Source organism: Propionicimonas sp. (assembly GCF_034927565.1).
Lineage (GTDB): Bacteria > Actinomycetota > Actinomycetes > Propionibacteriales > Propionibacteriaceae > Propionicimonas.
Genome location: NZ_JAYFPT010000118.1, coordinates 1 through 13,334 on the forward strand (window position 1 = coordinate 1; position 13,334 = coordinate 13,334).

Annotated in this window: 9 protein-coding genes and 1 tRNA gene; 3 read left to right on the top strand and 7 right to left on the bottom strand. The window is 69.6% G+C overall.

The annotated features are described in order from the left end of the window. Nucleotide 1: 1 nt before the first annotated feature. Nucleotides 2-74: transfer RNA gene (locus VB080_RS15630), tRNA-Ala, on the bottom strand. A gap of 231 nt (nucleotides 75-305) precedes the next feature. Between VB080_RS15630 and VB080_RS15635 the strand changes: the two genes are divergently transcribed. Continuing rightward, nucleotides 306-1,052 carry a glutamine amidotransferase gene (locus tag VB080_RS15635; protein ID WP_323419373.1) on the top strand — a complete coding sequence of 249 codons (747 nt, stop codon included), beginning with the start codon at nucleotides 306-308 and terminating at the stop codon, nucleotides 1,050-1,052. 482 nt (nucleotides 1,053-1,534) lie between these two features. Further along, nucleotides 1,535-3,823: a prolyl oligopeptidase family serine peptidase gene (locus VB080_RS15640; protein ID WP_323419374.1), complete on the top strand. Its 2,289-nt coding sequence runs from the start codon at nucleotides 1,535-1,537 to the stop codon at nucleotides 3,821-3,823. Between the two features lie 181 nt (nucleotides 3,824-4,004). Here the strand turns inward: VB080_RS15640 and VB080_RS15645 are convergent, their stop codons facing one another. Next, entirely contained in the window at nucleotides 4,005-6,254 is a 2,250-nt protein-coding gene (locus tag VB080_RS15645) for a glycoside hydrolase family 3 N-terminal domain-containing protein (protein ID WP_323419375.1), read from the bottom strand. A 179-nt stretch (nucleotides 6,255-6,433) separates the two neighbouring features. Between VB080_RS15645 and VB080_RS15650 the strand changes: the two genes are divergently transcribed. Beyond that, nucleotides 6,434-7,297 carry an EamA family transporter gene (locus tag VB080_RS15650; protein WP_323419376.1) on the top strand — a complete coding sequence of 288 codons (864 nt, stop codon included), beginning with the start codon at nucleotides 6,434-6,436 and terminating at the stop codon, nucleotides 7,295-7,297. Between the two features lie 61 nt (nucleotides 7,298-7,358). Here the strand turns inward: VB080_RS15650 and VB080_RS15655 are convergent, their stop codons facing one another. From VB080_RS15655 to VB080_RS15675, 5 genes are all read right to left on the bottom strand, one after another. Further along, nucleotides 7,359-8,171 carry a hypothetical protein gene (locus VB080_RS15655; RefSeq protein ID WP_323419377.1) on the bottom strand — a complete coding sequence of 271 codons (813 nt, stop codon included), beginning with the start codon at nucleotides 8,169-8,171 and terminating at the stop codon, nucleotides 7,359-7,361. A gap of 85 nt (nucleotides 8,172-8,256) precedes the next feature. Further along, nucleotides 8,257-8,898 (bottom strand): NAD(P)-dependent oxidoreductase, encoded by a 642-nt coding sequence (locus VB080_RS15660; RefSeq protein WP_323419378.1) that lies wholly within the window; start codon nucleotides 8,896-8,898, stop codon nucleotides 8,257-8,259. A gap of 160 nt (nucleotides 8,899-9,058) precedes the next feature. Continuing rightward, entirely contained in the window at nucleotides 9,059-9,994 is a 936-nt protein-coding gene (locus VB080_RS15665) for an aldo/keto reductase (RefSeq protein WP_323419379.1), read from the bottom strand. 375 nt (nucleotides 9,995-10,369) lie between these two features. After that, nucleotides 10,370-11,608, bottom strand: a complete 1,239-nt coding sequence (locus VB080_RS15670) for an MFS transporter (RefSeq protein ID WP_323419380.1) — start codon at nucleotides 11,606-11,608, stop codon at nucleotides 10,370-10,372. A gap of 514 nt (nucleotides 11,609-12,122) precedes the next feature. Then, nucleotides 12,123-12,845 carry a YggS family pyridoxal phosphate-dependent enzyme gene (locus VB080_RS15675; RefSeq protein ID WP_416339648.1) on the bottom strand — a complete coding sequence of 241 codons (723 nt, stop codon included), beginning with the start codon at nucleotides 12,843-12,845 and terminating at the stop codon, nucleotides 12,123-12,125. Nucleotides 12,846-13,334 lie beyond the last annotated feature (489 nt).

Below are 13,334 nucleotides of genomic sequence, written 5' to 3' on the forward strand. Positions count from 1 at the left end.
GTGGAGCATACGGGATTCGAACCCGTGACCTCCTCGATGCGACCGAGGCGCGCTACCAACTGCGCTAATGCCCCCTACGCCTAGGGCGGCGTCCAGAGTAGCACTGGGTTGCGCTCGGGAACCAATCTCGGCCGAGCCGGCGGGAGGCCGGGCATCGTCGTCTCCGGGCGGCTAACGGGCTCGACACACCAGGGCCGCTGGAGTGCCGACGCCGGGGTCTGAGACACTGCACCGAACCGCCTGCGGCCAGCGGACGGGGCGGGCTAGGGTCGCATCACCGTCCCAACCATTCTGGAGGCCAACCCATGACCCGTATCCTGCTCGCCGGCGAATCGTGGATCTCCCACGCCACCCACTACAAGGGCTTCGACAGCTTCTCCAGCACCACCTTCGAGCGGGGCGCGGACGCGTTCATTGAGGCGGCGGCAAGCCAGGGCATCACCATCGAGCAGCTGTACGCCCACGATGTCCCGGAGAAGTTCCCCTGGTCGGTCGACGAACTCAAGGCCTACGACGCGGTGATCCTGTCCGACATCGGGGCCAACTCCTTCCTGCTCCCGCCTGCGACCTGGCTGGGTGGCCAGTCGCGGCCGAACCGGCTGCAAGTGCTGGCCGAGTACGCGCACGGCGGTGGCGGGGTGATGATGGCCGGTGGCTACCTGAGTTTCCAGGGCTTCCAGGCCCGGGCGAACTTCGCCCGTACGCCACTGGCCGAGATCCTGCCGGTGACCATGCTGGACTGCGACGACCGAGTGGAGGCACCGCAGGGCGCACGTCCGTCGGCGACCGGCGCGGGTCCGATCGCGGACACGGTCGGCAGCGGTGCGCCGGTGCTGCTGGGCTACAACCGGGTGTTCGCCAAGCCGGAGGCGGAGGTGGTCGCGAAGGTCGACGACGACGTCCTGATCGCCACCCTGGCCGTTGGTGCCGGCCGTAGCCTGGTCTGGACCTCCGACATCGGCCCGCACTGGTGCCCGGTGCCCTTCCTGGAGTGGGACGGCTTTGCGCCGCTGGTCGGCGCCATGGTGCGCTGGGTGGCCGGCGTGGCGTGATGCCAACGGGCATGGCCTGTCTGCCTGCCAGAATCCGGCCCTGACCAGGACATACAAGGCGGAGCCCCGGAAAGTATGAGTTTCCGGGGCCCCTATCGACGACGGAGCGATGATCCGCGTCTTCCGGACGCTCTCCCACCAGCCACCTGACCGCATCACCGGTCCGAACCGGCGAACCGAAGCCCACCGGGAAGCTGGAGTTCCTTCTTCCGGCTACCGAACCGCCGAAGCGATCCGATGGGTCATTTCTACGCTGGCCCGGAGGGTTTCGGCAAGGGTTTGTGGGGCACGATTTGGGGCATTTCGGGCGCTCTCGGCGTGTCGTCGGCGTGTCGTGTGACGGCTGTGACGGAGGAGCCAGATTCCCTCTCGTGGGACGTCTCGATTTTTGAGATGGTGCTGAGATTGACCTGAGGGTGCTCTGAGGGTCTCGGGCAGAGACCATCCGCGCCGGATGCGCGTGATAGGAACGGGGGGTGAGAATGTCCACCCCCTTTCACGATCTTGAGTCCTATATCGCGTTGCCTCGCTTGGGCTCTCTCGTCCTCAGCCCCGACGGCACCCGACTGGTCGTCACCGTCCAGACCCTGAACGCCGAGCGCACCGCCTACTCCACGGCGCTGTGGGAGATCGACCCGGCAGGAAAGCACCCCGCCCACCGCCTCACCCGCAGCGCGAAAGGCGAGTCTTCGGCGAGGTTCACCAGTTCGGGAGACCTGCTGTTCACCTCCGCCCGGCCCGATCCGGACGGAGGTGAGGGCAAGGACGAGCCCAGAGCTGCGCTCTGGTTGCTCCCTGCCGCCGGTGGGGAGGCCAGGGTCATCGCGACCGCGCCCGGCGGGCTGTCCTCGCCCCTCGTGGCGCGTTCGGCGGACGTGGTGAGCGTGGCCGCGTCGCTGCTGCCCAGCGCGGCCGATCTTGCCCAGGACGCCGAACTGCGCCAGGCCCGCAAGGATCTGAAGGTGTCCGCCATCCTGCATTCCAGCTACCCCGTCCGGTACTGGGACCACGACCTCGGACCCGATTTCCCGCGGCGGTTCGTCGGGGATCTCGCGACGCTGACCGACGAACCGTTGTTGCCGCCGCGACCTGGACGGGCGGGAGCCGCCGCAACCACGACGACCCCCGCCGCAGAACCTGAGGCCCTGCAGCCGGGGGATGCAGCAGGGTCGATGCCCGGGGACGCGACCGCCGCGACCCCGGGAACCGAGGCGGACCTGGCCGGGACGGCCTCCGCGACCCCCGCCAACCCGAACGTCACTGAACCGCCGGCTGACGGACGGTTGAAGCTCCGCCAGCTCACCGGCGCCGGACGGCAACTGATCGAGCACAGCGCCGACCTGTCGTCCGACGGCAGCACCCTGGCGCTCAGCTGGGCGATCGGCGCACCGGGCGGAGCGCTCCGCAGCACACTGGTCCTGATTGACACCGCGACCGGCGAGCGGCGCACCCTGGTCGATGACCCCGGTGCCGAGGTGTACTGCCCGGCGCTGTCCCCGGACGGTGCGTGGGTCGGCTATCTCCGTGAGACGCTGACCAACCCCGAGCAGGCCCCGGTCACCCGGCTGGCACTGGTGCCGACGGCCGGGGGAGATCCGGTGATCCTCGCCGACGACTGGGACCGCTGGCCGAACTCGCTGGCCTGGCTGCCGGACGGCTGTGGCCTGGTGGTCACCGCCGACTCGCAGGGCCGGGGGCCGATCTTCCTGGCCAGCTTCGCCGACGGCCCGGGGTCGGAGGTTGTCGTCGAACAGGTGACCGCCGACGATGCCTCTTTCGGCGATGTCCGGGTAGCACCCGACGGTGCCACCCTCTACGCGCTCCGCAGCAGCTACGCGGCACCGGCCGAACCCGTTCGGATCGATCTGGCAGCCTTTCGCGGCAGTGGCCGGCCGGGCGAGCGGACGCCGGTCCCCGCGACCCTGCTGCGGTCCCCGGTGGCCGCCCCGCCGCTCCCGGGCGAGCTCCGAGAGCTCGACACCACGGCCGCCGACGGCACCCGGATCCGGGCCTGGCTCGCTCTGCCGGACGGGGCCTCCCGCGACGCCCCGGCGCCGCTGCTGCTGTGGATCCACGGTGGCCCGCTGAGCTCGTGGAATGGCTGGAGTTGGCGCTGGAACCCCTGGCTGATGGTGGCGCAGGGCTACGCGGTGCTGATGCCGGATCCCGCGCTGTCGACCGGTTACGGCCAGGAGATGGTGCAGCGCGGCTGGGGACGGTGGGGGGCCGAGCCGTACACCGACCTGCTCGCCATCACCGACGCTGCCGAGCGGCTGCCCGAGATCGACCAGACCCGCACGGCCGCGATGGGTGGCTCCTTCGGCGGCTACATGGCCAACTGGGTGGCCGGCCATACTGACAGGTTCTCCGCGATCGTGACCCACGCCAGTTTGTGGGCGCTGGACCAGTTCGGCCCCACCACCGACGCCGGCTACTACTGGCAGCGTGAGATGACCCCCGAGATGGCGGCGGCCAACAGTCCGCACCGGTTCGTCGGGCAGATCCGCACGCCGATGCTGGTCGTCCACGGCGACCGGGACTACCGGGTGCCGATCGGGGAGGGGCTGCGGCTGTGGTTCGAGCTGAACGCGGCATCAGGCCTGCCGGCCGCCGAGGACGGCACCACTGTCCACCGGTTCTTGTACTTCCCGGATGAGAACCACTGGGTGCTGTCCCCACAGCACGCCAGACTCTGGTACCAGACTGTGGAGGCTTTCCTCGCCGAGCACGTGCTCGGCCAGCAGGTGGCGTTGCCGAGCACGCTGGGCTGAGCAGCCTGGTCCGATTTGACGCCGCACTGCCGGCCCGCGTGGCCACAAGCTGTGGCTGGAGTTTCGTCCTCGGATCGTCCAGCACACCGTGAACAGCAACGCCGGCTGTGGCTCGGGTCGGGATCGGCTCGGGCCCGGGGCGTGCCGACGCGAACCTGCGGGCGGCCTTGCCGACTGGGGATCAGCCGTGGACGGTGAACGTCACCCGCAGCTGGTCGGAGAGTCGGGAGGACGGGCCGACACGCAGTTCGAAGGCTCCCGGCTCGACCACCCGGCGGCCGGCCGCGTCCACGATCGTGCAGGCGGCGACCGGGAGTTCGATCCGGACCACGGCGGAATCCCCAGGAGCGAGGTCGACCTGCCGGTAGGCCTTCAATTCGGCGTCCGCCCAGCTCGCCGAGGTGACGGTGTCGCTGACATAGGCCTGTACCGTCTCCCGGCAGGCGCGGGCGCCGGTATTGGTGACCGTGACAGCCACCGCGAGGGTGTCGTCAGGGCCCAGATCCTCCGACCGCAGCCGCAGGTCGGCGTACTCCACCGTGGTGTACGACAGCCCCTCACCGAAGGCGAAGGCGGGGGTCTGACTGAGGTCGGCGTAGCGGTTGCCGTGCTGGCCGCGGACCTGGTTGTAGTAAGTCGGCTGCTGGCCGACATGCCGGGCGAAGGAGATCGGCAGCCGCCCACTCGGCTCGATCAGCCCGAACAACAGCTCGGCGATCGCCCGGCCGCCCTGCATCCCCGGGTTGGCCGCCCAGACCAGCGCCGCCGCGGTCAGCACGGACGGCGGCAGCACCAGCGGCTTGGACGCCAGCAGCACCACCAGCAGCGGCTTGCCGGTGGCCGCCAGCGCTTCGAGCAGGGCCAGTTGGCCGCCGATCAACTCCAGCGTGGCGGTGGAGCGTCCCTCGCCGACCAGCTCGATCCGGTCGCCCACCACGGCCACCACGTAGTCGGCGTCCTCGGCTGCGGCGACCGCTTCGGGGATCAGGCCGGGGTCGGGCGGGCAGGGCGCCACCACCGGCGGACGGGGCTGGCCGTCGGGGAAGGACGCTCCCTGGGGGTCGGGGACGAGGGTGAGGATGTCCGCGCCGCGGGCGTGGGTCACCGTCCAGCCTTCGGGGGCCAGCGCACGCAGGCCGTCCAGCACGGTGACGATCTGCTCGCGCGGCTGACCCTCGGGCAGCCAGCCCGCCTGGCCGGAGTTGCCGGCCCAGTCACCGAGCTGGGTCTGGGCGTCGTCGGCGTTCGGGCCGATCACCGCGATCCGGCGCCCCGGTCCGGTGCCGTCCAGGGGCAGCAGGCCCTGGTTGCGCAGCAGTACCAGCGACCGCCGGGCGACCTCGAGGTTGAGGTCGGTGTGCACGCTCGAACCGATCACCAACTGCTGCCGCACCGGGTCGGGGCGGCGCGGATCCTCGAACAGGCCGAGTTCGAACTTCAGCGTCAGCACGTGGCCGACGGCGGGCTCCAACTCCGTCTCGGTGAGCAGACCGCGCTCGATCGCCGCCAGCGCGCCGTCGAAGAAGCCAGGGGTGCTCATCATCAGGTCGTTGCCGGCCTTCACAGCGGCGGCCGAGGCCTCGGCATAGTCGGGGAACAATTGCTGCTCCCAGACCATCCGGCCGACATTGTCCCAGTCGGTGACCAACGTGCCGGTGTAGCCCCACTCGCCGCGCAGCACGTCGTTCAGCAGCCAGGAGTTGAGCGTGATCGGGATCCCGTCGGTGGTCTGGTAACCGAGCATGAAGACCCGGCAGCCCTCCCTGGCCACCCGTTCGAAGGGCGGCAGGAACCAGCTGCGCAGCTTGCGGTGGGAGAGGTCGGACTCCGACGCGTCGCGTCCACCCTGGGTCTCGGAGTAGCCGGCAAAGTGCTTGGCGGTGGCCAGGATCGCAGTCCGGTCATCCAGCCCGGCGCCCTGGTAGCCACGGACCATCGCGGACGCGAGTTCGCCGATCAGCAGCGGATCCTCGCCGAAGGTCTCGTCCACCCGTCCCCAACGCAGGTCGCGGGCGATGCACAGTACCGGTGAGAAAGTCCAGTGAATGCCGGTCGCCGCCACCTCGACGGCGGTCGCCCGGGCAACCCGGGCGAGCAGGTCCGCGTCCCAGGAGGCTGCCATCCCCAACTGGGTGGGGAAGATCGTCGCCCCGCCCCAGAAGGAGTGACCATGGATGCAGTCGTCGGCGACCAGCAGCGGGATCCGCAGCCGAGTGCGCTGCACAAGATCGTGGGCCTGCAGCACCCGCTCCGGTGAGGTGTGCAGGATCGATCCCACGTTCATCCGGAGCACCTGGTCGTCGAGGTCGTCGCGGGCGTCGAGCTGGAGCAACTGCCCCACCTTCTCGGGAAGCGTCATCCGGCCCAGCAGATCGGCCACCCGCTCGGGAACTGGAAGGGTCGGATCCTGGTAGGCAGGGTCGTGGCTCACGAGCGGTTCCTCCTCGGCGGAGCGCCTGCCGGCCTCCGGTAGCTGTCGTGCCCGGTGAGCCCTCGCTGGTCACCGGGACGGTGGCTTCGGCGCTGAGCTCACCACCGCAGGAGAACCTACTCCAGGCCGGGACGCCATGACTGGGTGATCGCTCCCCGGAGTCGCGCTAGCCTCAAGGGGTGCCGCTGTGGGTTGTCTACGCCGCCGGTTCGGCGCTGTTCGCCGGGTTGACCGCGATCCTGGCCAAGCTCGGCATCCGGCACACCCCGTCCAACCTGGCCACAGCGGTCCGCACGGTCGTCGTCCTGGTGCTGGCCTGGCTGATGGTGCTGGTGGCCGGATCGCAGCAGACCATCACCGGCTTGGAGCCGCGCACCTGGATCTTCCTGGTGCTGTCCGGACTTGCCACCGGGGCCTCCTGGCTGTGCTACTTCCGGGCGCTGCAACTCGGCGAGGTGAACAAGGTGGTGGTGGTCGACAAGTCGAGCGTCGTGCTGACCGTGGGGCTGGGCATCGTGCTGCTGGGAGAGACCGACCACCTCGTCCCCCGGCTGATCGGCATCGCCGGGGTGGGGATCGGCACCTACCTGATGATCGAGCGGACGGACTGGAGCTCCGGGACCCGCGGACGGTGGCTGTGGTACGCCATCGGCTCGGCGGTCTTCGCTGCCCTGACCGCGATCCTCGGCAAGATCGGCATCGCCGAGGTGGAGTCGAACCTGGGTACCGCGATCCGCACCGTGGTGGTGCTCGTGATGGCCTGGGTGGTGGTCTTCGTGACCGGTGAGCACCGGCAACTGAGGACCGTGCCGGGCCGTGAACTGGTGTTCGTGGCCATCTCCGGGATCGCCACCGGCGCCTCGTGGCTGTGTTACTGGCGGGCGATGCAGGAAGGCCCGGCGAGCCTGGTCGCGCCGATCGACAAGCTCAGCGTCCTGATCACGGTCGGGTTCGCCTGGCTGGTGTTCGGGGAGAGACTGCGGCGGCGCGCTCTGCTGGGGCTGGGGCTGATCGTCGCAGGTACGGCGGTCATGCTGCTGTGAACCGCGAAGCCCGCGCCGTCGACGACGGGCGCGGGCTCCAAAGCGGCGGTGAGGAGACGGCTCAGGCGACCCCGCGGGCCTGGCGCACCCAGGTGACGATGTCGTCGATGTTGGCAGGGGTCTGCAGACCGCACTGGTTCAACTCCTGCTGGATCTCCAGCGTGATGCCGGTCTTGCCTGCGGCGAAGGCCTCGGCGGTGGTGCCGCTGCTCACCTTGGTCTTGACGTTCTTCAGGTCGGAGACGCCCTCGCACAGGTGCATGACGCCGCCGCCCTCGCTCCACCAGACCAGGTCCTGGCCGACCAGCTGGGTGACCACCTGCGACTCGACGGCAGCCTGCTCCTGCGAGAGCGGCTTGAAGTCGACGCCCAGCAGGACGGCTGCCAGCGCCACGGCGATGCCAACACCGCCGGCGACACCCTTCTGCTTGGAGTCCATGTCCTTGTTCAGGAAGATCAGGATGATCAGCGGCACGAAGGCGATCAGGGCGATGATCGCGCCGAGTTGGTTCTGGACGAAGAACCGGACCGGCTCCTTGTTGGAGGCCGGGTCGAGGCGGTTGGCCTGCTTCCACAGCTGGGAGCCGATCACTGCCAGCACGCCGATCACCACGATGAAGCCGAGCAGCGTCCACCAGCGCCACTGCGGGAAGCCGTGGTTGGCCGCCAACTCGTCAAACGGCGGACGCAGCAACCAGAAGATGGCGACGGCTTCCAGGCCGATCGCCACCACCCACAGCACGAGGGCGATGATCCGCTTCTGGGTGGACTTCGCCTTGGCCTCGGGAGTCGGGGTGAAGACTGGGGCGGCTTCTCCGGCCGCTGCCTTGGTCGACTTCCTGCGCTTCTTGGGTGCGGGCGTTGCTTCGGCCACGAAAACCTCCTGATGGTGTTGGCCGCGAGGATAGCGGTGTCCACCGTCCGCGGGAAGCGGGTGGACACCCGTGTCCGGGCGAAATTCAGTAGGCGAAGGAAAGGTGGGCCCGGTGGTCGGTGCCCGCCTCGATCGCGTCCACCACGCCGAGGGCGAAGTCGGCGCCGGAGATCGCTGAGTTCCCGGCCTGGTCGACCAGTGCGATCTCTCCACCCTTGCGGTAATGACCGGTGGCCTCGCCGGGCGTGTGCGCGCCGTAGCTGCCGGCCGGGCTGACGTACACCCAGTCGAGCGAGTCCGGAGCGGCCAGCAGGGCGTCGAGGTTGTCCGCCCCGGCCTGGATCTCGCGGGCGAACTCAGGCGGGAACTGCCCGGCCTCGAGGATTCGTGGGGCTCCGGGTGCGGGACGCAGGGTGCTGTAGCCGCCGATCACGAACAACCGGACGCCGGCAGCGTCGGCGAGCTCGAGGAACGCCTGGTAGACCTCGGTTTGCGCCTCCAGCAGGTTGCCGCGCGGCGAGGCGGCCAGCACCAGCACGTCGGTGTCGGCGACCGCCTGCTGGCGGACAGCGGGATCGAGGACGGAGCCCGTCCGGTAGCTGACGCCGGGAACTGGCTCGGTGGGTTCGTGTCTGCTCAGCGAGGTCACCTGGTGGCCGCGGGCGGCGGCGATCCTGGCGATGTTCGCACCGGTGTAACCGGTGCCTCCGACGATCGTGATGCGCATGGGAACTGCCTCTCCGGATTGATGGTGCGTTGTGGTCAACGCCTCTGAGGGTTCGGCTGTTCCGCGTCCGGCCGGGCCCCCGCCTGGGGGTGTCCGGAGAACCCGCCATGGCCAGCTCCGGCTGTTCCCTGGGCGGCTGGCCCGCCGGGCCGTCGGGCCGTCAGGGCACGGTGTGGCCGGCGGCGCGGTAGAGCTCGTACCACTCCGGGCGGGTGAGCTCGACGTCGGCGCCCTTCGCCGCGGCGGTGATCCGCTCGGGGCTGGTGGTACCGCTCACCACCTGCCAGCTCGCCGGGTGGCGCAGGATCCACGCGGTGGCGATCGCCTCGGGCGGCACCGCGTAGCTGGCGGCCAGCCGGTTCACCACCGCGTTGAGCTCGGGGTAGCCGGGGTTGCCCAGGAAGGGGCCGTCGAAGAACTTGGCCTGGAAGGGCGACCATGCCTGCAATGTGATGTCGTTCAGCCGGCAGTAGTCGAGTGTGCCCAGCGTCCGGTCGATCGACTGGTCGAGCTGCTCCATGTTCATCGCCATGCCCTGGGTGACCAGCGGCGCGTGGGTGATCGACAACTGGACCTGGTTGGCCACCAGTGGCTGCCGGACGTACTTCTTCAGCAACTCGATCTGGTACGGCGTGTGGTTCGAGACCCCGAAGTGCCTGACCTTGCCAGCGGCGGAGAGTTCGTCGAAGGCCTGGGCGACTTGCTCGGGCTCGACCAGGGCATCCGGGCGGTGCAGCAGGAGGAGGTCGATGTAGTCGGTGTTCAGCGCTCGCAGGGACCCGTTGACCGCCTCGACCAGGTGGTCGTGGGAGAAGTCGAAGTAGGGGCCGTCCTTCACGATCCCCGCCTTGGTCTGCAGGACCAGCTCGGCCCGCTGGGACGGGGTGAGCCGCAGCGCCTCGGCGAACCGCTGCTCGCAGCCGTGGGCCGGCAGGCTGCCATAGATATCGGCGTGGTCGAAGAAGGTGATCCCGGACGCCAGCGAGGCGTCGAAGATCGCGCGAACCTCGGCGTCCGTCTTCTCCTGGATCCGCATCACGCCGGTGACGATGGCAGGGACCACCAGGTCGGTGCCGGGCAGGGTGAAGGTCTTCATCGATGGCTCCTCAGGCTCCGGGACGGGCACGCGGCAGTGGTGCGGCCCGGCTCCCACCCTAGGCCCGAATCGCCGGCGGTTTCCACGTCGTCCGAGCCCTACTGTCGGGTTGGCCGCCGGGTTGGCCGGCGGGTTGTGGCCAAGGCTGTCGCAATACTGCCGGTCGATCGCGCGCAGCGAGGCTTTTGGGCCTCTGACAGTGATCGAGGCGCAGAATCACGACACCGCTCAGGATGCCGGCCGCAACACCGACGGTCCGGTGCCCAGCGGATCGTCGTCACACGGCCGTCGAAACCGGCATGGGGGCCGAATTGCCGGCGGAGCCGGTGCCGTCGAGGTGGTCGGCGGGGTGCCGGATCTCCGGATCGGCGGTGGTCAGGGTTTGGTGGAGTACCTGGGCAGGTGCCGGCGCAGGATGGCTGCCCCGCCGAGGCCCATCAACCCCAGCACCGCCGCCGCTGCTGGCAGCGAGGCCAGGGCGGTCACGCCCGAGATCACCAGCGGGGCCAGCGCGGCCCCGGAGTCGTTGGTGAACCGCCAGGCTCCCAGGAAGGGCGCGGGGTCGGCAGGGTCGGCCAGGTCTGCGCCAATGGTCATCAACATGCCGGCCCCGATGCCATTGGCCAGCGAGAGGAACATCGCCACCGCGACGAACCAGGCGACCGGCGCGGGCAGGTCGTGGGTCGCGGCCAGGACGAGGTGCCCGATCCCGAGTCCCACCATGGACGGGACGGCCACCCACTGCCGTCCGAAGCGGTCCATGATCCAGCCGCCGGCGTAGAACAGCGCGAAGTCGACCGCACCGGCGATGCCGATGATTACCGCTGTCGAGGTCTCGCCGAGCCCGATGCTCACCGCCCACAGCGGCAGCAGCACTTGCCGGCTGGCGCGCAGCGCCGCCACCAGTGCCGAACCGGTGCCGACCGTCGCGAGTACCCGGCCGTTCGCGCGGATGGTGGTCAGCAGGCCGCGTGACTCGGCCGCGAGTTCGGTCGCGCCGGGATCGGCGATCGCGTCCATGGTGGGCCGGCGCAGACTCGCCTCGGGGTCGCGCAACAGGAGCAGGACGATGCCCGTGCCCGCGCAACCGGCCAACTGAATCCAGAAAGCCGAACTCGCCTCGCCGGTGGAGCTGACCACGGCGGCGGTGAGGAAGGGGCCGATCAGGTAGCCGAGCCGGAAGGTGCCGCCCAGCGTTGACAGTGCCCGGGCACGGTAGGTGAGCGGCACGTAGCTGGTCATGAATGCGTGCCGGGCAAGGGCGAACACCGAGGTGGCCAGGCCGATCAGGAAGATGCCGACGCCCAGTACCCAGGGTGTGGCGGCGGCCAGCGAGACCCCGACACCGATGCTGGCCAGCAGTGCGGCGCCGATCATCGAGACTCGTTCCCCGACCCGCGACACGATCGCGCCAGCTGGCACATCGCCGACGAGTTCGCCGACCACCACCATCGCGGCGATCAGGCCTGCCCCTGCCAGCCCTGAGCCGAGCTGGCTGGCGACCACCGGGATGATCGGCAGGATCGCCCCCTCACCGATCGAGAACAGCAGAGTGGGCAGGAAGATCGAGGTGACCACCGACCGCCACGGGAAGTCGTTGTCGGATGCGGTCACGTCCGCCACCGTACCGCCGTCCGCCCGGCCGTTCTGCCCTGATCCGGACGTGGAGCCACGTCTCCGGTGGTCCACGCCCCGACAGCTGATGCGCGTCACCGGCGGTTGGACGGGGACTGCTCCGTCGAACCAGGCCTGCTCGAGGCGGGTTGTTCTTGCGTGAGTCGAGGCCGACTCGCTTCGACGCTCGTCAGGCCGGATCGGAATCGACGACGCTCGCTGGTTCGACCGAGCCGTCCCGCTGGGTCGACCGAACCGTCCTGACTCGATTCGGAACCGCTCTCATCTGGATCAAGGCTGCAGGGGTGGGGGCCGGCACGACGGAACGTGACTCAGATTGCGGACTGTTCCTCCTTGGGCCACGGAGGGGATGTCACTCAGGTTGGGAATGACTCAGGACGGTTCCGAGGTGAGCCGCCGCCAACCGATGACTCGAGTTGGAGCCGTCCCCAATCTGACTCAAGGGGCCAGCGATGCCGGGTGGTCGACGGAACGGTCTGCGCCGAACCAGCCCTCAGGCGGGACGGGTGCGGGCGCCGAACAGCGCCTGCCCGATCCGGACGGTGGTGGCCCCTTCTTCGATGGCCAATTCGAAGTCGCCGGACATACCCATCGAGAGGCCGGTAAGCGTGGGGGTGGAGGACTGGAGCCGGTCCCGCAGTTCTCGTAACTCCGCGAAGCAGGCCCGGACGGCCGTGGCGTCGGAACTGTTGACGGCCAGGGTCATCAGGCCCACCGGACGCAGTCGCGGGAATCGCGGCAGCTCAGCGAGCACCTCGGCCACCTGGTCGGGCAGCAGTCCGAACTTGCCCGGCTCACCGGAGGTGTTGACCTCCAGGTAGACGTCCAGGCTGCGACCGGCGGATTCGAGTCGGCGCTCCAGTGCCTCGGCCAGCCGCAGGCTGTCGAGGGCGTGGAACTCGTCGGCGAAGCTCACCACCTCCCGCACTTTGTTGGTCTGCAGGTGGCCGATCATCGCCCAGGTCAGATCGGGTAGGTCGGCCAGTTCGGTGGCCTTCGCCACCGCCTCCTGCACCTTGTTCTCGCCGAACTCGTGGTAGCCCGCCTGATAGGCCGAGCGCAGTCGTCCGGCCGGAACGGTCTTGCTCACCGCCAGCAGCCGCACCTCGGACGCAGTGCGCCCGGCCCTGGCACAGGCGGCGTCCATCCGCGCCCTGACCTCGGCCAGGTTCCGCGCGAAGTCGTCGGTCGTCATGGCTGTCGGGGAGTCGGGCACTGCCTGAGGATATCCCGCAGGCTCCGGGTGCGCTGGGTGTCAACTGTTGGAGCAGCATCCACGCTCCAGCGAGCCGGCCCCGCTGAATCGCTGCCAGGTGCGGCCCTGTTCTCTGATGGGACGATCCTGACGCTCGATGAGTCCTGCTGGCGGCCGGGGCGCGTGGTGACGGGTGCTGGTTCTGGATCTGTCTCGCGCACCCGGGTCTGGGCCAGGGGACGGTTCCTTGTCCCGGAGTGAGGCCGTGCCGTGTGGCGGCGGACGGCCCTGCCTGCGTCACCCCACGCCGGAACTGACCGCCACTCTTGGCGCCGAGCGCCAGGCCCTAGGGTGGAGCGCTCGACACTACCGGTGGCGGTCGAGATCCTCAGGGCCGGGGACGGTTCCTTGTCCTGGAGTGAGGCCGTGCCGTGTGGCCGCGCACGGGCCTGCCTGCGTCGCCACCCAGCCGGAACTGACCGCCACCCGTGACGTCGAGCGCCAGGCCCT

Bases quoted from the DNA above. Each gene is read 5' to 3' on its own strand.
- VB080_RS15660 (WP_323419378.1), bottom strand. From the start codon at position 8,898: ATGCGCATCACGATCGTCGGAGGCACCGGTTACACCGGTGCGAACATC.
- VB080_RS15635 (WP_323419373.1), top strand. From the start codon at position 306: ATGACCCGTATCCTGCTCGCCGGCGAATCGTGGATCTCCCACGCCACC.
- VB080_RS15640 (WP_323419374.1), top strand. From the start codon at position 1,535: ATGTCCACCCCCTTTCACGATCTTGAGTCCTATATCGCGTTGCCTCGC.
- VB080_RS15665 (WP_323419379.1), bottom strand. From the start codon at position 9,994: ATGAAGACCTTCACCCTGCCCGGCACCGACCTGGTGGTCCCTGCCATC.